The 20,250-nt window shown below is 55.0% G+C and carries 18 protein-coding genes; 7 read left to right on the top strand and 11 right to left on the bottom strand.

Translation table 11 applies throughout. The features are described 5' to 3' along the window. Positions 1-173: 173 nt before the first annotated feature. The gene (locus M9H61_RS07445) at positions 174-791 is read left to right on the top strand and encodes a molybdenum cofactor guanylyltransferase (protein WP_250284228.1); all 618 of its coding nucleotides are present in this window, start codon (positions 174-176) and stop codon (positions 789-791) included. Positions 792-793: 2 nt separating this feature from the next. Here the strand turns inward: M9H61_RS07445 and M9H61_RS07440 are convergent, their stop codons facing one another. From M9H61_RS07440 to glpD, 9 genes are all read right to left on the bottom strand, one after another. Continuing rightward, positions 794-1,645, bottom strand: coding sequence for a transporter substrate-binding domain-containing protein (locus tag M9H61_RS07440; RefSeq protein ID WP_250284226.1), 852 nt, complete (start codon positions 1,643-1,645; stop codon positions 794-796). Between the two features lie 85 nt (positions 1,646-1,730). Then, positions 1,731-2,615: a tetratricopeptide repeat protein gene (locus tag M9H61_RS07435; RefSeq protein WP_250284224.1), complete on the bottom strand. Its 885-nt coding sequence runs from the start codon at positions 2,613-2,615 to the stop codon at positions 1,731-1,733. A gap of 232 nt (positions 2,616-2,847) precedes the next feature. Next, positions 2,848-4,602, bottom strand: coding sequence for an ABC transporter substrate-binding protein (locus M9H61_RS07430; RefSeq protein ID WP_250284223.1), 1,755 nt, complete (start codon positions 4,600-4,602; stop codon positions 2,848-2,850). Positions 4,603-4,741: 139 nt separating this feature from the next. After that, complete coding sequence (locus tag M9H61_RS07425; RefSeq protein ID WP_068517979.1) at positions 4,742-5,014, bottom strand: DUF2160 domain-containing protein; 273 nt, start codon at positions 5,012-5,014, stop codon at positions 4,742-4,744. Between the two features lie 24 nt (positions 5,015-5,038). Continuing rightward, positions 5,039-5,842: a carbohydrate ABC transporter permease gene (locus M9H61_RS07420; RefSeq protein ID WP_068517980.1), complete on the bottom strand. Its 804-nt coding sequence runs from the start codon at positions 5,840-5,842 to the stop codon at positions 5,039-5,041. 1 nt (position 5,843) lies between these two features. After that, entirely contained in the window at positions 5,844-6,716 is an 873-nt protein-coding gene (locus tag M9H61_RS07415) for a carbohydrate ABC transporter permease (RefSeq protein WP_250284219.1), read from the bottom strand. Between the two features lie 14 nt (positions 6,717-6,730). After that, a complete protein-coding gene (locus tag M9H61_RS07410) occupies positions 6,731-7,825 on the bottom strand; it encodes an ABC transporter ATP-binding protein (protein ID WP_250284217.1) in 1,095 nt (364 codons plus the stop codon). 14 nt (positions 7,826-7,839) lie between these two features. Further along, on the bottom strand, positions 7,840-8,940 hold the full coding sequence (locus tag M9H61_RS07405; RefSeq protein WP_250284216.1) for an ABC transporter ATP-binding protein: 1,101 nt from the start codon (positions 8,938-8,940) through the stop codon (positions 7,840-7,842). Next, positions 8,937-10,493, bottom strand: a complete 1,557-nt coding sequence (glpD, locus tag M9H61_RS07400; protein ID WP_250284214.1) for a glycerol-3-phosphate dehydrogenase — start codon at positions 10,491-10,493, stop codon at positions 8,937-8,939. The genes M9H61_RS07405 and glpD overlap by 4 nt, the downstream gene beginning before the upstream one ends. A 472-nt stretch (positions 10,494-10,965) precedes the next feature. Between glpD and M9H61_RS07395 the strand changes: the two genes are divergently transcribed. From M9H61_RS07395 to M9H61_RS07370, 6 genes are all read left to right on the top strand, one after another. Next, a complete protein-coding gene (locus tag M9H61_RS07395) occupies positions 10,966-11,517 on the top strand; it encodes an RNA polymerase sigma factor (protein WP_250284212.1) in 552 nt (183 codons plus the stop codon). Between the two features lie 195 nt (positions 11,518-11,712). Continuing rightward, positions 11,713-12,603: a FecR family protein gene (locus M9H61_RS07390; protein ID WP_250284209.1), complete on the top strand. Its 891-nt coding sequence runs from the start codon at positions 11,713-11,715 to the stop codon at positions 12,601-12,603. A 186-nt stretch (positions 12,604-12,789) separates the two neighbouring features. Further along, entirely contained in the window at positions 12,790-15,201 is a 2,412-nt protein-coding gene (locus M9H61_RS07385) for a TonB-dependent siderophore receptor (protein ID WP_228194115.1), read from the top strand. Between the two features lies 1 nt (position 15,202). Beyond that, positions 15,203-16,426 carry an MFS transporter gene (locus M9H61_RS07380; protein WP_250284207.1) on the top strand — a complete coding sequence of 408 codons (1,224 nt, stop codon included), beginning with the start codon at positions 15,203-15,205 and terminating at the stop codon, positions 16,424-16,426. Between the two features lies 1 nt (position 16,427). Further along, positions 16,428-17,558, top strand: coding sequence for an ABC transporter substrate-binding protein (locus M9H61_RS07375; RefSeq protein ID WP_250284205.1), 1,131 nt, complete (start codon positions 16,428-16,430; stop codon positions 17,556-17,558). A 351-nt stretch (positions 17,559-17,909) separates the two neighbouring features. After that, positions 17,910-19,370 carry an NAD-dependent succinate-semialdehyde dehydrogenase gene (locus tag M9H61_RS07370; protein WP_068517985.1) on the top strand — a complete coding sequence of 487 codons (1,461 nt, stop codon included), beginning with the start codon at positions 17,910-17,912 and terminating at the stop codon, positions 19,368-19,370. Positions 19,371-19,456: 86 nt separating this feature from the next. Here M9H61_RS07370 and M9H61_RS07365 read toward each other — a convergent pair whose 3' ends face one another. Beyond that, positions 19,457-19,999 (bottom strand): hypothetical protein, encoded by a 543-nt coding sequence (locus tag M9H61_RS07365; RefSeq protein ID WP_068517986.1) that lies wholly within the window; start codon positions 19,997-19,999, stop codon positions 19,457-19,459. 36 nt (positions 20,000-20,035) lie between these two features. Next, positions 20,036-20,242 carry a hypothetical protein gene (locus M9H61_RS07360; protein WP_250284203.1) on the bottom strand — a complete coding sequence of 69 codons (207 nt, stop codon included), beginning with the start codon at positions 20,240-20,242 and terminating at the stop codon, positions 20,036-20,038. Positions 20,243-20,250 lie beyond the last annotated feature (8 nt).

Below are 20,250 nucleotides of genomic sequence, written 5' to 3'. Positions count from 1 at the left end.
ACAATTTAAAAATGATGCGATGCAGCATTGTTGTTTGGTCATGAATGTGCCTTTGTCACAATATGAAAGATGCATGCTGCCAAGCTCTGGATTATGATGAGGTCATCAAATTAATTGCCCCAATTCAAAGGTTTGCTGACGTTGTGACGAAATCTGATAAAACCCGCTTTCCTATGATCGCGATCGCCGGTCTTGTTCTGGCCGGTGGGGAAGGGCGGCGTATGGGTGGGGACAAGCCGTTTCGCCAGATTGGCGGGCGCCCACTGATTGCGATGGCCGTTGAAAATGCCGGGCGGCATTGCGACCCCGTGATGATTTCATCAAACCAGCCGCCCGAAACATTCGCCGCGTATGATGCAAGGGTGGTGGCCGATATCCCCAAGGCCGGGCAGGGGCCGCTTGGCGGGGTTCTGGGCGGTTTGACGGCATTGCCCGACGGGGTCGACTGGCTGGTGACTTTTCCGGTTGATTGCCCGGTGGTGCCCGATGATATGGCAGCCAAGCTGGTATCGGCGGCCCTTGATGCCGGGGGTCGGGCGGCTTTTGCCCGTCATGGCGATCGTGATCATTATCTGTCATCGGCCTGGCACCGCGAAAGTGCGCCGGTGATTGCAAAATTGCTGGCTGATGATGATCGCCGGGTGCGTGCCCCGTTGCAGGCACTGGACGCGGTTGCGGTGACATTTCCCCGTCAGGAAAGCGATCTTTCGATGTTTGCCAATGCCAATACGATTGATGATCTGGCCGAACTTGAAAAGATGCTGGCAGGCCGGTCGTCAAAAGGTATGTGACCTTAATGTGCGGGTTCTGACCAGCGGGTATAGAAAGCGTGAATTTCGCGGCGATTTTCCGGGTTGGACAGCAACAGATTTACCGCATCAATGATCTTTCGGGCCTGCTGTTTGTCGCCGCTGCATGAAACCGGCAGGGGGCGGCGCGGCACCCCGACAATCGGCACAGCCACAGTGTCACGGTCAAGCTGTGCAGTTTCGCGATAGTAATTCACATTGACCTCATAGGCGATGAACCCATCAATGCGGCGGACATCAAACAGCCGAACAACCATTTCGGTCGTGCCGGCACTTTGGGTCATATGGGCGTGTAAAAAGTCATTGATGCCGGGCACCAGTCCCTCGTCAAAGCGATAGCCCACCGATATGCCGATCGACAGTTTGTCCTGACCGGCCAGAAGACCCAGGTCAACCGCCCCGTCACGCATGGCAAAGCGCAAATCAGGCAGCTTTTCCGGGGCGATGAACAAGTGGATCGGATGCAATTCCATCACCGGGTCGGAGAACAGCATATATTCGCGGCGCAGCGCACTTTCGAACAGAAAGTTCGAACAGATGAATTGCCCCTTGGCCATTTCATCAAGGACCTTGGGCACCGGCATCACACGTATCTGATGGTGAAATTCGGGAAGATGGCTGATCAGCCAGTCGGTCGTGCGCTGCAAATAGCCTTCGCCAACGGACGGGCCTTCGGTGATTACTGCCGGGGCAGACGGCACCTGTTGCCAGATGATTTCAAGCGGAACGTGATCGGATGCCTTGGCATCCGGGCTTGAAACTGCACAGCTCATTGCCAACAAAAGACAGATCGCAGTCCATCTGAAAGTTACAATAAATCGTGCAAACCGTTCCACACCACATCCCCGGATAAATCTACCCGAAGTATGTGTGGATTCCGGTCATTTTATCAAGACAAGAGATGCCCGCGCCCCGACAAATTTACCTTACGGCACAGGGCTTCCACGGGGTCCATGGCTGATAGTTTTCAAAGAATGTGGCAAGGAACTGGTCGACCCGTTCGCGGTTGGCTGCGCGGTCCTGTTCGCCAAGGTCCTTGTCAAACTTTGCGCAGTTCTTTTCAACCGCATCTCCGATGGATTTCCAGTCGACATGTTCGTTATGACCGGGAAGGCCGGTGGCAATCGCACACCAGCCAACGGCCTCTGCAGTATCGTCAACCGACCGTGCTTCTTCGGCTAGATAGGCCGCGGCACGCATTTCACCACGCTGGGCGGCAGAACGAAGATATTGATACCGGCCGCTGTCAGTTTTGGTGAAACGGTTGGCCAGAAGGGTTGCCGCACGCGGATCGCCAAGTTCCCACGCCTTTTCGAGCAGGGCCTTGGCATCGTCCGGTTTACCCTGATCAAGCGCGTCAAGGGCCAGCCAAAGCATGGCCTGTGTTTCGCCCTGATGGGCACTTTGTTGATAAAGCGCCCGGATCTGGTCGGTCGGGGTGCCGGATGCTTCGAGTTTGCGGGCCATGATGATGCTGGCATCGGGATGCCGGTTGTCGGTGGCCTGTTGCATCATGTCCCAACCGGTTGCCTCATCGGCACTGACACCCGCCCCGTTGATCATCTGACAGGACAAAAGATATTGCGCGGTGGCATCGCCGTTCCGGGCAAGCGGGGTAAAAATTTTCGCCGATTTTTCGAAGTTGCCGTGGCGATAGGCCGAAACACCTTCATCAAGCATCGACCCGGCAAATGCCGGTGCCGACAGGGATACGTGTCCGGCAATAACAAGCGCCAAAGCGCACAGGGATCGGCGCAACAGTTTGGTTTGCGGCATCTTTGAAAATGGATCGGTCAGATATTTCATGAAGGTCGGGACCCTGTGCCTTGTTTGCAAATCCGGGCGGAAAAAGGCGGGACCGGCTTTCCGCCAAAAAGGGGAAAGTCAGTCCCGTAAGGTGCGCTCATTGCAGGGAGGTAAAAAGCATTGGAAATGTGAATGTGATGAAATGGATGGCTGAAAATCGATCAAACAATAAAGCGATATCGGGGACGGCCGGGGATGAAAAACACCCCCGGCACCCCCAGTAGTGTGGCTCTTAGTTCTTCTGAGCCGCACGCCATTCCGCGATCAGATCGTCATATTTGACGGTCTCACCCTGCGGTTTTTCGTTTGCGAGTTTCGCTTTCGGTGCACCGGGCTGGTCGTACCAGTATTGTGCATCACGTTCTTCGTTCAGTTTCGGTGCGCATTCGCCACCGATACCTGCACGTTCCAGACGCTGAAGAACACGGTCCATCGAGGTCGCAAGGTTATCCATTGCTTCCTGCGGGGTGCGTTCGCCGGTTACAGCTTCGGCAACGTTCTGCCACCAGAGCTGAGCCAGTTTCGGATAATCCGGGACGTTGGTACCGGTCGGCGACCACTGGACACGGGCCGGGGAACGATAGAACTCGACCAGACCACCCCAGTTCGGTGCGATATCGGTCATTTCCTGGGTGTCCAGGTCAGACTGACGGATCGGGGTCAGACCGGTCAGGGTCTTTTTCAGTGATACGGATTTCGAGGTTACGAACTGTGCATAAAGCCATGCAGCTTTGCGGCGCTCAAGCGGAGTGGACTTCATCAGCGTCCAGGAACCCACATCCTGATAGCCAAGCTTCATGCCTTCTTCCCAGTACGGGCCGTGCGGGGACGGTGCCATACGCCATTTCGGCGTGCCGTCTTCGTTCACAACCGGGGTACCTTTTTTCGCCATGTCGGCGGTAAAGGCAGTGTACCAGAAGATCTGCTGTGCGATCTGGCCCTGTGCCGGAACCGGACCAGCTTCGCCAAAGGTCATGCCAGCGGCTTCTGCCGGAGCATAGGCCTTAAGCCAGTCGATATATTTGGTCAGGGCGTAAACAGCCGCCGGGCCGTTGGCCGCACCACCACGGGTCACGCTTGAACCGGCCGGTGCGCAGCCTTCAACGCGGATGCCCCATTCGTCAACCGGAAGACCGTTCGGAAGGCCCTTGTCGCCAGCACCTGCCATCGACAGCCACGCATCGGTAAAGCGCCAACCCAGCGACGGGTCTTTTTTACCGTAATCCATGTGGCCATAGACTTTCTGACCGTCGATTTCACCAACGTCATTGGTGAAGAATTCGGCGATGTCTTCATAAGCCGACCAGTTGACCGGAACGCCAAGGTCATAGCCGTATTTGTCTTTGAACTGCTTTTGCAGGTCTTCACGCTGGAACCAGTCATAGCGGAACCAGTAAAGGTTCGCGAACTGCTGGTCAGGAAGCTGATAAAGCTTGCCATCCGGACCGGTGGTGAAAGACAGACCGATGAAATCTTCAAGATCAAGGGTCGGGGAGGTGACGTCTTTGCCTTCGCCGGACATGAAGTCGGAAAGCGGCACAACCGCGTCATAGCGCGAATGGGTACCGATCAGGTCCGAGTCATTGATATAGGCGTCATAGATGTTACGGTTCGACTGCATCTGGGTTTGCAGTTTCTCGATAACGTCACCTTCACCAATCAGGTCATGGGTCAGGTTGATCCCGGTGATTTCCGAGAAAGCCTTTGCCAGAACCTTGGATTCATATTCGTGCGTGGTGATGGTTTCGGACACCACGTTGATGTCCATGCCACGGAACGGCTCGGCTGCCTTGATGAACCATTCCAGTTCGGCCATCTGGGCATCCTTGCTCAGGCTCGACGGCTGAAACTCGCTGTCGATCCATTTCTTGGCCGCGTCAGTATACTGGTCAGCCATGGCCGGGTTGGCCAGTACAGCAAGACCAAGAGCGACTGCAACGGCACTGCCTTTAACAACGCTCGAAGCGCCTTTGGCTTTAACGATCATGTCGTTTTCTCCCTGGTTGTCTTCCTTTTTGCTCATCCGGATCAAACCCGGTCATCAACGGCAGGGGAAGACAGACAACCCGCCGCGACGAATATCAAGGGAACGGCACCGCGACAGATCACAGCGCCGTTCCCCGGGATCATCCCCAGCGCATCACAATGATGAGCCAGGCCAGTGCGATCACCGAACCGACCCAAAGGGCGATGTCGGTAAAGGCCAGCCATCCAAGATGGATATAGGCCGCACCCAGTAGACTGATGAAAAGGCGGTCACCGCGCGTGGTGGTCAGCGGCAAGAAGCCGCGCCGCGGGACGGTTGGTGATACCGCCTGCCAAATTCCCATTCCGATCAGCATCAAGATGATGCAGCTGAAAAACACAGCGGTAATCGGGGTCCAGGCCATCCAAGACATGTTGATATTCCTCCTGTTTGCCGATTACACGCGACCCATCGCGAAACCTTTGGCGATGTAGTTGCGCACAAACCAGATCACCAAGGCCCCCGGGACGATTGTCAAAACACCCGCTGCTGCCAGCACACCCCAATCAAGGCCCGATGCCGAAACCGTACGGGTCATGGTGGCGACGATCGGTTTTGCATCGACCGAGGTCAGGGTGCGGGCCAAAAGCAGCTCAACCCAGCTGAACATGAAGCAGAAGAAGGCGGTCACCCCGATACCGGACCGGATCAGCGGAATGAAGATCGTGGCAAAGAAGCGCGGGAACGAATAACCGTCGATATAGGCGGTTTCATCGATTTCCTTGGGAATGCCCGACATGAAGCCTTCCAAAATCCACACCGCCAGCGGCACGTTGAACAGGCAGTGCGCAAGGGCCACGGCAATATGGGTGTCAAACAGGCCGACACTTGAATAAAGCTGGAAGAACGGCAACAGGAACACGGCCGGCGGCGCCATGCGGTTGGTCAGAAGCCAGAAGAACAGATGCTTGTCGCCGGTAAAGTTGAACCGCGAGAATGCATAAGCCGCCGGAAGGGCCACAACCAGCGAAATGATCACGTTGATCCCGACATAGATCATCGAGTTGATATAACCCGAATACCATGCCGGATCGGTCAGGATCGTCGCATAGTTCGCCAAGGTCGGATTATCCGGGAACAGGGTCATGGCCCCCAGGATTTCCGTATTGGTCTTGATCGACATGTTGAACAGCCAATAGATCGGCAGCAACAGGAACAGGATATAAAGAAGAAGTCCGATATGACGTTTCTGGAAGTGCATTTTATTGTTCCTCCCGCTTTCCGGCGTTCATCACGACGGTATAGAAAACCCAGCAAACCAGCAGAATGATCAGGAAGTAGACCAGCGAGAAGGCCGCAGCAGGCCCAAGGTCAAACTGGCCGACCGCCATACGGGTCAGGAACTGGCTAAGGAAGGTTGTGGCATTGCCCGGACCACCACCGGTCAGGACGAACGGTTCGGTATAGATCATAAAGCTGTCCATAAAGCGCAGCAGAACACCGATCACGAGAACCGACTGCATTTTCGGAAGCTGGATAAAGCGGAACACGGCCCAGCGCGATGCGCCGTCAATTTTGGCCGCCTGATAATAGGCATCCGGGATCGAACGCAACCCGGCATAGCACAGCAGAACAATCAGGCTGGTCCAGTGCCACACATCCATGACAAGAACCGTGACCCATGCATCCATCGGGTTCTGGGAATAGTTATAGTCAATACCCAGAAGATTGATGACATAACCGCCAAGACCAATGTCGGCACGGCCGAAAATCTGCCAGATGGTGCCAACCACGTTCCATGGAATAAGCAGCGGCAAGGCCAGCAGAACCATTGATGCCGAAACACCCCAGCCCTTGCGCGGCAGGGTCAGTGCAACCGCAATCCCCAGCGGGATTTCGATGAACAGAACGCTGAGTGTATAAACGATCTGACGGATCAGCGCATCATGCAGGCGGCTGTCGCCCAGAACCTGTTCGAACCATTCGGTGCCAACAAAGAACCGGGTTTGCGGATCAAAAATGTCCTGAACGGAATAGTTCACAACCGTCATCAGCGGAATGATCGCACTGATGGCAACGATGAAGAACACTGGCAGGACGAGGAACCAGGCCTTGTTGTTGGTAATCTTGTTCATTTCCCCATCCCCCCTTACGCGACCAACTGACTGTCGGCGTAAAGCTTGGTCCATTCCGGGGCAAAGCGCAGGATGCCGGACTGTCCGATCACCTGTTCGTCTTCGCCAAGCTTGACCTTGATTTCGGATGCGCCAAACCGGGTGGTCGCGATCTTGTACTGGCCAAGGTCTTCGACCTTGATGATGTTGACCTCAACACCATCAGGTCCCTTGGCAGCAGTGCCGGTTTCAAGGGTCAGGAATTCCGGACGGATACCGAGTTCGATCTTGCCGTTTTGTTTGGAAACGGCATCAAGGTGACGGTCCGAAAGACCGATCCGTTGCCCGTCAATCCAGGCCGCACCATCATCGATCTTGCAATCCATGATGTTCATGCCCGGACTTCCGATGAAGTACCCGACAAAGGTATGGGCCGGATTTTCAAACAGTTCCTGCGGGGTGCCCAGCTGCACGACCTTGCCGCCATACATGACGACGACCTTGTCGGCAAAAGTCAGGGCTTCGACCTGGTCATGGGTGACATAAACCATGGTCGGGCGCAGTTTGTTGTGAATTTCCTTAAGCTTGCGGCGCAGAACCCATTTCAGATGCGGGTCAATCACCGTTAGCGGTTCGTCAAACAGAATGGCCGAAACATCATCACGGACCAGACCACGGCCAAGCGAGATGGTCTGTTTTTCATCCGCACCAAGGCCGCGGGCCTTTTGTTTGAGCTTGCCGGTCAGATCCAGCATTCCGGCGATTTCGCGCACACGTGCATCGACGCGTTTTTCATCGACACCACGGTTGCGCAGCGGGAAGGCAAGGTTTTCGTAAACCGTCATGGTGTCATAGATCACCGGGAACTGGAAAACCTGTGCGATGTTGCGGTCTTCGGGGGCCAGATGGGTGACATCCTTGCCATCAAAAAGAACCTGCCCGTGCGAGGGCGTCAGAAGGCCGGAAATGATGTTGAGCAATGTGGTCTTGCCACAGCCCGACGGGCCCAAAAGGGCATAGGCGCCGCCATCTTCCCAGACATGTTCCATGCGGCGAAGGGCATAATCCTCGTCCGATTTCGGCTCGGGGAAGTATGAATGCGCAAGGCTTTTAAGATCAATACGTGCCATTTTTCTAACTCACCTCACGCCGCTTTGCCGTTGGAAATCTCGACCGGCGGGGCGGCCACGAGTTTGCCGTTTGCATCAAAGGCAAACAGGCGTGTCGGATCGACATAGAATGACGTGGCTTCGCCAAGACGCGGGTTGTGAACACCTTCTTCCTGAATGACCCATGACACATCGTTGAAATGCACATGGACAAAGGTTTCCGAACCGGTGATTTCGGCCAGTTCGACCTGTCCCTGCATGGCGATCGTGTTATCCCCGGTCGGATCAACCGACAGGTGGTTGGCACGAATGCCAAGGGTGTAGGCGCCGTTCGAAAGCCCCGACAGATGACCGGCAAGCGGCACCTGATGACCCGATTTCATAAAGATCGCGCCATCGCGGACGTCGGCATCGACAAGATTGATCGGCGGATCGGAAAAGATCAGGCCGGTCTCGACAAAGGCCGGGTTGTGGTAAACCTGTGTGGTCGGACCAAACTGGGTGACGCGGCCTTCATGCATGACCGCACATTTCCCGCCCAGAAGCAGGGCTTCCATCGGTTCGGTCGTGGCATAGACAACAATGGTGTCGCGTTCCGCCAGAAGGTTCGGGATTTCTTCGCGCAGTTCTTCGCGCAATTTGTAGTCAAGATTGACCAGCGGTTCGTCAAGCAACAGCAATTTGCAATCCTTGACCATGGCGCGTGCCATGGCGGTGCGCTGTTGCTGGCCACCGGAAAGTTCCTGTGGCAGACGGTCAAGCAGATGTTCGATATGCATCAACTCGGCGGTTGAACGCACACGCTTGTCGATTTCGGCCTTGGCAACACCCTGAAGCTTCAGGGGGGATGCGATATTGTCATAGACATTCATCGACGGGTAATTGATGAATTGCTGATAGACCATGGCGACATTGCGCTTTTGCACGGCCATGCCGGTCACATCAACATTATCGACCATAATGCGCCCGCTGCTTGGCGGTTCAAGCCCCGCCATAATGCGCATCAAGGTCGTTTTGCCGGCCAGGGTCCGCCCCAAAAGGACGTTGAATGATCCCGGTTCCAGCGTCATCGACACATCGTCGATGTGGGACTCCCCTCCCACGGTCTTGGATATGTTTTCAAGCGTAAGGGTCATTTTCCACTGTTTCCTTCGCCCGTTTTCACGGTGTTTCTTGATTTCGGTTCCATTGCGAACCATTGGACAATGGCATTACGCGTCTCATCCGATACATGCAGCCCCAGCTTGGAGCGGCGCCACAAAACGTCCTGGGCTGTTTTGGCCCATTCACAATCCACCAGATAGCGCAATTCACATTCATAAACGTCATCCCCCAGATGCCTGCCAAGCCCCTGAAGATCAGACGCATCACCAACAATTCTGTTGGTGAGTGTGCCGTAGTTTTGCACGTAACGGTAGATTTGTGCGTCGGGAATCCACGGAAATTTCTTGTGCATCGCGGTAAGATACCGCTCGAAATCCGCGTCCGGCATGTCGCCCCCCGGAAGCGCGCTTGTCGCGGTCCAGCGGGTGTCTTTCTGCCCCAGCAAAGGGCAAAGCTTGGTCATGGCTGATTCAGCAAGCTTGCGATAGGTCGTGATCTTGCCGCCATAGATGTTTAGAAGCGGTGCACCATCCTGTTGCTGATCCCCGCGATCAATTTCAAGAACATAGTCGCGGGTGACCTGTGATGCGTCTTCGCTGCCATCGCCATAAAGCGGGCGCACCCCGGAATAGGTCCAGACAACATCATCGGTGGTGATTTTCTTTTCGAAATAGCTGTTGGCAAGATCGCAAAGATATTGCGTTTCTTCGTCGCTGATCGCGACCTTGGACGGGTCCCCCTTATAATCCCGGTCCGTCGTGCCGATCAGGGTGAAATCCTGTTCATAGGGGATGGCAAAAACGATGCGCCCGTCCGGATTCTGGAAAATATAGCAATATTCATGGTCAAACAGTTTGGGCACCACGATGTGGCTGCCCTGAACCATGCGGATGCCCTGTTTCTTTTTGGCCTCGACCCGGCTTTCAAGCAGTTCTGCACACCATGGGCCTGCGGCATTGACCAGTGATCTGGCCTTTATGACCTGTTCACTGCCATCATCGATATTACGGATCGTGACATTCCAAAGATCGCCGTCGCGTTTGGCCGACGCACATTCGGTACGTGTGCGAATATCGGCACCCTTGTCTCGTGCGTCCATGGCATTAAGAACCACCAGACGGGCATCCTGCACCCAGCAATCGGAATAGACGAATGCCTTGTCCATCCCCTTGACCAAGGGCTGGCCGGCCGGGTGGGATGCAAGACGGATGCCCTGCGATCCCGGAAGTTTTTCGCGCCCACCAAGATGATCATACAAAAACAGACCCAGGCGGATCATCCATGCCGGGCGCAGCCCCTTGACATGGGGCAGCACAAAACGCAGCGGCCAGATGATATGCGGGGCAGCGCGCAGCAACACTTCGCGTTCGATCAATGCCTCGCGGACCAGCCGGAATTCATAATGTTCAAGATAGCGCAGGCCGCCATGGATCAGTTTGGTGCTGGCCGATGAGGTGGCGCTGGCAAGGTCGTCCTTTTCACACAAAAAGACACTCAGCCCGCGGCCCGACGCGTCGCGCGCAATGCCCGTACCATTGATGCCACCGCCAATGATGGCAATGTCGAATGTTTCTGAACTGAGCAACCGCTGCCTCCCTGGTGCTCTTATTTGTGACGGCTGTTCTCAGATGCCGTTCCGTTATTTCACAAACGTTACGAGTGGCTAAAAATAATTGCAAGCGAAAATTATTACCGGGTTAAATTTTCGATAACGAACTTAATAGTTCGAAAGATAACGGTTTGTTATTGCGTGATGTTTTTGCGTGTTGAGCATCTCAGGCCGGCATGAATTCGATTTTTTCAATAAGGCACGCTCCGCCCGGAATGCTCAGAATCGGTAAAAAGTGAAAATCAGGTCAGAAGCGGCTGTAAAGGCGCAAAGCCCGGTGGTTGTTACGATTTCCAAGAGGAAATGGCGTGCGTTTATTTGCAATTGCAAATTATTATCATCGTTGATAGGTTGCGTGGGCTGGCCGTCGGGGGGCGCCGGTGCGGTTCGCAGTGATGCCTTTAGGCAATCCTTGGGGGAAATCCGCGAGGGCATTCAATGCCATGCGATGGCGTTAACATCTGAACATGAAGTTCTGAACATGAAGTTCTGGCAAAACAGGCTTGCAAAGCTGTTTGAAGATCATCGGCGACAGTTGGTTTCAATTGTCACGCGCCGGATCAGTGATCGCGAAACCGCGGTCGAACTGGTCCAGGATGTCTATGCCAGACTGATGAAGGCCGGTGACCGCAGCACCGAGGAAGAAAACACCAAAATCCTTTATGCGTCGGTGCGTAATGCGGTGATTGACTATCATCGCAGCAATGCCGGACGGGCCAATGTCATGAACGGGATTTTGCCCGTGCAGCTTTGGCAGAACGAATCATCATCGCCACAGGAACATGCTGAATCCCGTCAGGCGCTTGGCGCGCTGGATCAGGCATTGCTGGAACTGACCCCGAAAGCACGCGAGATGTTTCTTCTGCATCGTATCGAGGGCATTTCGAACGCCAAGCTTGCCAGGAAATACGGCATTTCGGTCAGTGCGGTGGAAAAACAGCTGGCACGCACCATGCGCCACTGTCAGGAACGATTGGCGGCCTATCGTGATCCCGAATGAAATGATCGGCCCCGGCCCTGAGGATGTTTCTTCCTCATTCGTTATTGTTTATAGAGATGACTTCACAACCGGGATGGCGTCATCCCCGCTGACCATGAGTGGACACCAGTAAAACCGATGCAAGGCCAACACATACCGACCGACGCACAGAAGGATGAGGCGGCACTCTGGCACGTGAAACGGGCTGGCGGATCCATGTCTGTCGCACAGGAAGGCGAATTTGACGCCTGGATCAATGCCGACCCGGGCAACCGGCTGGCATATGACCAGATGCGTGTGCTTTGGGCCCAGGTCGAAGAACCAGCACGTCGTATGTCCACCGCAATGACTGGCGAAAAAACCCGGTTTGACAAGGTCAGACAATGGTTTTCCCCCGGCCGGGCCTTTGCCGGGGTTGCCGGTGCGGTAGCGGTTGGCACATGTGTGTTTTTCTTCAATCCCGATATGGTCGAAAACATCCGGGCTGACATCGTGACTGAAAATGAAACGGTCACGGATGTTACACTGACTGACGGATCAATCGTCCATCTGGCCGCCAACAGCGCCATTGCGACCGACTTTACCGGCGGTCGACGGGATGTGGAACTTTTGCGCGGGCAGGCCTTTTTCGAGGTAACCCATCGCAATGGCGACCGGTTCCGGGTTCATGCCGGTCCGGCAATGATCGAGGTGGTCGGCACGCGCTTTAATGTCGATTACCTTAGCCGCAATACCGAAATCGCTGTCGAAGAAGGTGCTGTCCGGGTTTCTGGCAATGGCAACCCGCAAGGTGTCCTGTTGGGGGCAGGGGACCGGGTGGCGGTCAGCACAGCGGCATCGCTGGGTGACGTTGAAAAGACCGACCCGACAGCAATTCATGGCTGGATGCAGGGGCGGTTAAGTGTTCGCAATGTCACTGTCGGCGATCTTGTTGCGCGTCTGGACAATTTTGCGAGCGGTCGTCTTGTCGCACTTGGCGATGTTTCCGAACGAACCATTTCCGGCAGTTTCCCGACCACCGATGTGGTTGGATCGCTTGAAACTGTCGCGGCTGCTGTCGGTGCAAAAGTGATCAGAACGTCGCCCTGGTTAACCGTAATCTATTAGGATTTGATCTGAGATTGCGAAAAATTCGCAAAAAAGACGATCTTGATGTGAGGTGTTTTTCTTCCCGCACGTTTGTCCTTTCAGAAGCAGGGGGACCTGCCTGAATGAAAAGACGCATCATGGAGCGGGAAGTTGCATTCCAAACAGGCAATATCAAAAAAGAACGGCTTTATTTCGGGGTTGTTGGTGTCGTCATCGATTGCGATGTCGGGCTGTCTTATCACCACGATCGCAAGCGCCCAGGACCAATCAAACGATCTGGCCGGGCAGCAGGTCGAAATCGCCCAGGCACTTTACGACTTTGATCTGACGGTCAATTCGATTGCCGATGGCGTGGTCCGGATCGGGGACATATCGGGTTGGCGCATTGCCTATGCGGTTGATCTGCCCGATCTTGACGGTGCCCGCGAAATCCGCGGCACGATGTCGGTTCCAGCCGCAATTGAAATCCTGATCCGTGGAACGGGTCTTGCCTATCGCGATGCCGGCAATCAGTCACTGATCCTGGTGGCAACGGGTGCAGAAACCGGTGAAAACGGGTCAATCGCCCTGGACCCGGTGTATGTCGAGGCGATGAATGCGAACGCCGACCTTCCGGCTGCCTATGCCGGGGGGCAGGTTGCCTCGGGCGGGCGTCTGGGGATGCTTGGCAATACCGACATCATGGATGCCCCGGTCAGCATCACAAGCTACACCGCCGAACGTATTGCCGACCAGCAGGCCGAAACAATTGCCGATGTCTTGCAATATGATCCGTCCGTACGGTCGCCCAATGCCGAAACCGCCAATCTGGACACCTATCAGATCCGCGGGTTCGGGGTGAACCTGTTCAACACGGGGGAGGTATCCTTTAACGGTGCATACGGCGTTGCGCCGACCTATCGCGTGATGTCGGGTCTTGCCGAACGGATCGAGGTTGTCAAAGGTCCCAACGCACTTCTGAACGGCATGTCGCCGACCGGTGCGGTTGGTGGTGCCATCAATATCGTTCCCAAACGCGCCGGTGACGAGGACCTGAACCGGGTCAGTCTTGATTACGGACGGGGCGAACAGGGTGGTGGCAATGTCGATTTCAGCCGTCGCTACGGCGCGGAAGATGAATTCGGTGTGCGCTTTAACGGGGGCTATCACAACGGGGATACCTTCCTTGACCGTCAAACGCGTGAAACATCGCTGGGTGCGCTTGCCCTTGACTATAAGGGGGATCGGTTCCGGGCATCGGTCGATCTGATTGATCAGCGCGAAAACCTGAATGCACCGGCCCGCGAATTTCGCTTCAGTTCCGGTTTTGCCATTCCCGATGCACCGGACGGATCAACCAACCCGATCCAGGAATGGGAATGGTCCGATGCGGTTGACCGTTCCGGGATGATCCAGGCCGAATATGACCTGATCAAGGATGTTACCGTGTTTGGCAGTTTTGGTGGCGGGCGCACGGAACTTGATCGTCTGTTCGGAACGCCGACGGTTCAGAACGCGGCGGGTGATTATACCGATAGTGGCCTTTCCTATCGCCGGTTCCAGACCGATCGCTGGTCGGCAAGTGGCGGTGTTCGCACCGAATTTGAAACAGCCGAGATCAAGCACAAGGTAACCTTCGAAGCGACCCGTTACGAAGACGAACTGCGTCAGGGGATCAGCAATGCGGGATCAAACCCGTCGGCCAACATCTATACCACCCTTGCTGTGGCCCCGATTGCGGTCAGTGCCCCGACGAGCAAGCCGAAAACGTCTGAATCCCAACTGACCGGCTATGCGCTGGCCGATACATTGGGCTTCCTTGATGATCAGGTTCTGGTAACTGTCGGTGCGCGCCATCAAAGCATTTCTGTTGATAACTACAGCAGTGGTGCAGTCAGCAGCAGTTATAATGATGACGTGATTTCACCGATGGCCGGTGTTGTGTTCAAGCCGGTCGAAACGGTTTCGCTTTATGCCAACTATATCGAAGGCCTTAATCAGGGCGACATTGCCCCCAACACGGCGGCCAATGCCGGGGAGGCAATGGAGCCCTATGTCGCCAAACAGATCGAAGCCGGTGTAAAACTTGATTTCGGTACCATTGGCGGTTCCGTTGCGGCCTTCCAGATTACCCAGCCGGACGGTGAAACCGACGGGGCAACCAATATCTTCCGTGCTGATAATGAACAGCGCAACCGCGGGCTTGAACTTAACGTCTTCGGGCAGGTGACCAACGATGTTCGTCTGCTTGGCGGTGTGATGTTCCTTGATTCCGAAATCACCAAGGCGGTATCGGCAAGCAGCAAGGGCAAACGTCCGGTCGGCACACCGGAAATGCAGATCAACCTTGTTGGGGAATGGGACACACCGTTCGTTGATGGGCTGACGCTTAGTGGCACGGTGACCCATACTTCCAAACAATTTGTCGATACAGCCAATACCCAGACCATTCCAGATTGGACGACACTTGATATCGGGGCGCGTTACAAAACCGAACTGTATGGAACGCCGGTTACCGTGCGTGCCACCGTGCAGAACGTGACCGATGAAAAATACTGGTCGGGTGTCAACCAGTGGCGGTTTGTGTCACTTGGTGCACCGCGCACAGCCCTGTTGTCTGTGACTGCGGACTTCTGATGTGACAGCCCCGCGCTGGCAAATCCATCTGCTTTTTGTCACCCAGCTTGTTGCGATGGGGGCAATGGAAATGAGCGGGCCGTTCTGGCCCGTTCATTTGCGCATGTTGGTCCATTCTGATGATCTGTTCAGCTTTGCCAGTGTTGCGGTTTATGTCGGACCAATGGTCGGTATCATCCTGACCAGTACATTCTGGGGACGGATGGGCGACCGGTTCGGGCACAAATCCATGATGCTGCGCGCGCTTTTTGGGCTTGCGGCAACCCAGATGGCTTTGGCCTTTGCCGGGGATGTCTGGTCGATCCTGATCTTGCGGTTCTTACAAGGAGCGTGCGCGGGTTATATCGCGCCAGCACAGGCGTATGGCGTCAGTATCGAAAACCCGGCCAACAGAACAAAGCTTTTTGCCTATTTGCAGATATCAACCAATGTCGGGTCACTTGGCGGGGCCGTGGTCGGGGGCGTGATACTCGATCATGCCAGCTTTTTCTGGATCAACTTTACGGCGGGTCTTCTGTGTTTTGCCTGTCTGTTGCCGGTTGTGATTTTCCTGCCGTCGGTAAAGCACCGGCTGCCAGATACCCGGTTGTTTGATGCGGGGAATGCACGAAACCGGCAAGCCCGCCCTGCTGATGCATCCCGGATTGCCGTGGTTCTTCTGATATTGGGTGTGTTGCTTCTGGCCCGCATGGTGACCCAGTCGGGCTTTTCATTATTCGTGCTGGGCCGTTTCGAGGTTGAAAACTGGGTGGTCGGGGGCTGTTACGGGTTGCTTGCACTTGGCTTTGTTACCGCGGCATCGTTTTGGGCGCGCTATTTCGAAGCCCGAAGCCCCCGGGACATATTGAAACGCATGTGCCTGGTGATTGGTGGATGCGTCATCGTGACCCTGATTGCCGGGGCGACCGGGTCGATCTTTGTGTTTGCCGGAATGTATTTCGTCTGGGGCGGTTTGTTGGGTGCAACGACCCCGATTCTGACGGCGCTGATATCGCGTGTTGCCCCGGATCAGCAACAGGGGCGTGTTCTGGGACTGGCACAAAGTACGGCACAGATGTCAGCGATTTGCGGCATTGCGCTTGGTGGCTGGTTCGCGCAGGTCGCGGGACTTTCAAACATCTATTTCCTTGTCGGCCTTGTCTATCTGGTCGGGTTGTTTGCATGCGCGTTTGGATATGTGCGCATGCGCCCGCGGACACGGCCTGTTCAACATTCAGGAGACTGAAATGAAGCTGAAAATGACGGTTCAGTGGTTCATTGGAATGATTGCAGCCATGAGCCTGTATCATTCGGCGATGGCCGAAACCATCACCGTAACCGATATTGCCGGGCGTCAGGTTGACGTTACCTTACCGGTCAAGCGTGCTGTTTTGGGCGAAGGACGTCAACTTTATATCATTGCCGCCCTGGACCGTGAAAACCCGGCCGAACATATTGTTGGCTGGCGCAAGGATTTGATCGAAGCCGATCCGGCAACCTATCAGGCCTATCTGGAAAAGTTTCCGGCATTTGGCAAAATTCCGGCCTTTGAAGGATTGGAACAAAGTCTGATTGATATTGAAACCACCATCGCCCAGAAGCCCGATATTGTCTTCCTTAATCTTGAAACCAAGCGCGCAGTCGAAGAAGCGGCCTATATCGAAAAACTTGGCGGATTGAATATTCCGGTGGTTTATGTCGATTTCCGCAATGATCCGGAAACCAATACCGAACCGTCGATCCGCCTGTTTGGCAAGCTGTTTGGCAAGGAAGATCGTGCCGAAGAATTTATCGATTTTCGTGCAGCTGAAATCGCCAAGATCACAGACCGGCTGGCAGCGGAAAACCCGCAACGTCCGAAAGTTTTCATCGACCGTGCTGCCGGGTTCTATGAGGATTGCTGCCACTCATTTGGCAACAGCAATTTCGGCGCGATGGTCGAGTTTGCCGGTGGTAATAACATCGCCAAGGACCTGATCCCCGGAACATTCGGTCAGATCAACGCCGAACAGGTGATTGTTTCAAGCCCGGATCATATCATCATCACCAGTGCAATGTGGGATGCCTATGTGCCGGGGGGGCGATGGGTCCCGGTCGGGCCGGGCGCGGATCGCGATGAAATTCGCCAGAAACTGAAATTCTATCCGACGCGGCCGGCCTATCTTGGCATTGCGGCACAGAAAACCGGGGCGTTTCATGCGGTCTGGCACCAGTTTTACAACAGCCCCTATCAGTTCGTTGCCATTCAGCAGATGGCAAAATGGTTCCATCCGGACCTGTTTGCCGATGTTGATCCGGATGAAACATTCCGAACCCTGCATGATCGCTTTTTGCCAATCGACTATCAGCCGGGATATTTCGGGTCGCTTTCGGAATAACGGATCGCGTGAAACTGTGACCGCGTTTCGCGGACAGTCGTGATGATAATCGGGGACGGGAACCGCAGAACGGTTTCCGTCCCCTTGTTTTTGCAAGACAGGTGGCGGCGCCAAGCCGGCCGGTGAAATTGATCGCAACCGGCTGGGGAGACGGCCAAATATCGCATTTTCTGCCAAAAGATTCGGTCAATGGTGGATCGGTTGCAATCTTCTGGCAAAGGGCGTGGTCATGGTTGTTTGCGATTGCCAAGGCAGAAATATCTCGCGAAGATGTGGCATTGATCCCGGAGCAGACTAGATGTGGGATATCCGATCGAGTTGCTCCCAATAAAGAATTCCGGAGGCACTATAATGATATCGCTTAAAGACCCGTCACTTTTCACCCAGCAGGCCTATGTCGGCGGGGAATGGGTCGATGCCCCAGACGGGAAAACCGAACAGGTCACCAACCCGGCCACCGGTGAAGTGCTTGGCACTGTGCCGGTCCTTGGCCGCGATGCGGTTGCCCATGCGGTGAATGTTGCCGAAAAGGCCCAGAAGCTTTGGAAAAAGCGCACGGCGAAGGAACGTTCGGCCATTCTGATGAAATGGTACGACCTGATGATGGAAAATCAGGATGATCTTGGTGCCATCATGACCGCCGAACAGGGCAAGCCGCTTGCCGAGGCCAAAGGCGAAATCGCCTATGCGTCAAGCTTCCTGCAATGGTTCGCCGAAGAAGGCAAACGTGTTTACGGTGACGTGATCCCGACCTTTGCCGAAGGCCGCCGTGTGATGGTTCTGAAAGAGCCGGTCGGCGTTTGTGCCGCGATCACGCCGTGGAACTTCCCGACGGCAATGATCACGCGCAAAGCGGGCCCGGCACTGGCGGTTGGCTGTGCCATGGTGGTCAAACCGGCAATGGAAACGCCTTATTCCGCACTGGCCATGGCGATCCTGGCCGAACGTGCCGGCCTTCCCAAAGGGCTGCTGTCGATTGTCACCGGTGAAGCGGTCGAAATCGGTGCGGAAATGACCGAAAACCCGAAAGTTCGCAAACTGACCTTTACCGGATCGACCCCGGTCGGTCGTTTGCTGATGCGTCAATGTGCCGATACGGTCAAGAAAATCAGCCTTGAACTTGGCGGCAATGCGCCATTCATCGTCTGTGAAGATGCCGATATCGATGCCGCCGTCGAAGGTGCGATTGCATCGAAATACCGCAATGCCGGTCAGACCTGTGTCTGTGCGAACCGTCTGTTTGTCCATGATGCGGTCTATGACGAATTTGCCGAAAAATATGCCGCCAAAGTCGCCGAAATGCCGGTCGGTAACGGTTTTGAGGACGGCGTGGTCATTGGTCCGCTGATCAATGAGAAGGCGGTGGCAAAGGTTGAAAACCAGGTTGCCGACGCTGTGTCCAAAGGTGGCCGCATCCTGACCGGTGGCAAACGCCATGAACTTGGCGGGTCGTTCTTCCAGCCGACGGTGATTGCCGATGCCAACCGTGACATGACGGTCTTCCGCGAGGAAACCTTTGGCCCAATGGCGCCCCTGATCCGTTTCCACAGCGATGATGAAGTTCTGGAAATGGCCAATGATTCCGAATTTGGCCTGGCGTCATATTTCTATTCGCGTGACATTTCGCGCATCTGGAAGCTGGCCGAAGGACTTGAAAGCGGTCTGGTCGGTGTGAATGTCGGCGTCATGGCGACCGAGGTTGCACCGTTTGGCGGTTTCAAACAGTCCGGTGTTGGCCGCGAGGGTTCGAAATATGGCGTCGAGGATTATCTCGAAGTCAAATATGTCTGCATTGGCGGGATCGACGACTGATCCCGGACAGGACAGCAAGCAAAAGGGCGCTGCACATCGCAGCGCCCTTTTCGTTTGTGATTGTGCTGGTCTGTTGCCCGGGATGATCAGGCCGAAAACAGATCTTTTCGTGCGCCCGATGTCTGGGGATCGTCTTCTTCGCCGGTGATGGATTGTGACGATCCGGCCGGCAGTTCCGATTGCAGTTCGGTAAAGACATCAAACATGCGCGGGTTAAAGGCGATCTGTGCCTGCATCCGGTCGCGGCGTTCGCTTTCGGATTCCTTGCCGTCATTTTTACCGAGTTCCGCATTGGCAAGTGTATTGCCATTAAGCTGCTGTTCGATGGCATCAGCGATGGTTTTTTCGACCGCCTGACGATCTTCGGCATCCATTTTGGCCAGTGCTTCTTCGTCCAGCCCCATGCTTTTAAGGATTTTGGCGCGCAATTCTTCGATTTTGCGTTCCTCGATTTCCTTTACATAGGTGGTGAAGCCGTGTTCGCGGATATAGGCCAGCTCGGTATTTTCTTCCTTGTCGTCATCAGGCAGCGGCTGACTGTTTGAGGCAATCGTCATACCCTGCGAAGCCGCACTTTTGGCGCTATAGGCGGTTTTGGTGACGCTCAGCAATGTGTCATACAATCCCATAAGAGCCCTCCATGGGAAAAAGATGCCGGTTGGAATTCATTCTTGCCGGATTTGTTGCAATTCGCGTGCCGCGCGAAAACCGGCCATTTTTGCCGCATGCAACGTGTGATAGGCTTTCGCCCAACAGGGCTTTGCCAGAAAATCGGTGAAAAATTTTCGAAAACGAATTGTTTTTTGGTGCGATTTTTTTCTAAATAGAGCGATAAAGCCAACCGCCCGGTCGCAAAGACGGGCAGAACGCATGGCATCAT

Source organism: Thalassospira sp. GO-4 (genome assembly GCF_023588965.1).
GTDB classification, from domain to species: domain Bacteria; phylum Pseudomonadota; class Alphaproteobacteria; order Rhodospirillales; family Thalassospiraceae; genus Thalassospira; species Thalassospira povalilytica.
The sequence above is the reverse complement of the archived record's forward strand: the minus strand, read 5'-3'. Positions and strand labels throughout refer to the sequence as shown.

Coding starts and splice junctions, on each gene's coding strand:
- M9H61_RS07445 (WP_250284228.1), top strand. CDS start 174: ATGATCGCGATCGCCGGTCTTGTTCTGGCCGGTGGGGAAGGGCGGCGT.
- M9H61_RS07435 (WP_250284224.1), bottom strand. CDS start 2,615: ATGAAATATCTGACCGATCCATTTTCAAAGATGCCGCAAACCAAACTG.
- M9H61_RS07430 (WP_250284223.1), bottom strand. CDS start 4,602: ATGATCGTTAAAGCCAAAGGCGCTTCGAGCGTTGTTAAAGGCAGTGCC.
- M9H61_RS07425 (WP_068517979.1), bottom strand. CDS start 5,014: ATGTCTTGGATGGCCTGGACCCCGATTACCGCTGTGTTTTTCAGCTGC.
- M9H61_RS07420 (WP_068517980.1), bottom strand. CDS start 5,842: ATGCACTTCCAGAAACGTCATATCGGACTTCTTCTTTATATCCTGTTC.
- M9H61_RS07415 (WP_250284219.1), bottom strand. CDS start 6,716: ATGAACAAGATTACCAACAACAAGGCCTGGTTCCTCGTCCTGCCAGTG.
- M9H61_RS07410 (WP_250284217.1), bottom strand. CDS start 7,825: ATGGCACGTATTGATCTTAAAAGCCTTGCGCATTCATACTTCCCCGAG.
- M9H61_RS07405 (WP_250284216.1), bottom strand. CDS start 8,940: ATGACCCTTACGCTTGAAAACATATCCAAGACCGTGGGAGGGGAGTCC.
- M9H61_RS07395 (WP_250284212.1), top strand. CDS start 10,966: ATGGCGTTAACATCTGAACATGAAGTTCTGAACATGAAGTTCTGGCAA.
- M9H61_RS07390 (WP_250284209.1), top strand. CDS start 11,713: ATGTCTGTCGCACAGGAAGGCGAATTTGACGCCTGGATCAATGCCGAC.
- M9H61_RS07375 (WP_250284205.1), top strand. CDS start 16,428: ATGAAGCTGAAAATGACGGTTCAGTGGTTCATTGGAATGATTGCAGCC.
- M9H61_RS07370 (WP_068517985.1), top strand. CDS start 17,910: ATGATATCGCTTAAAGACCCGTCACTTTTCACCCAGCAGGCCTATGTC.
- M9H61_RS07365 (WP_068517986.1), bottom strand. CDS start 19,999: ATGGGATTGTATGACACATTGCTGAGCGTCACCAAAACCGCCTATAGC.
- M9H61_RS07360 (WP_250284203.1), bottom strand. CDS start 20,242: ATGCGTTCTGCCCGTCTTTGCGACCGGGCGGTTGGCTTTATCGCTCTA.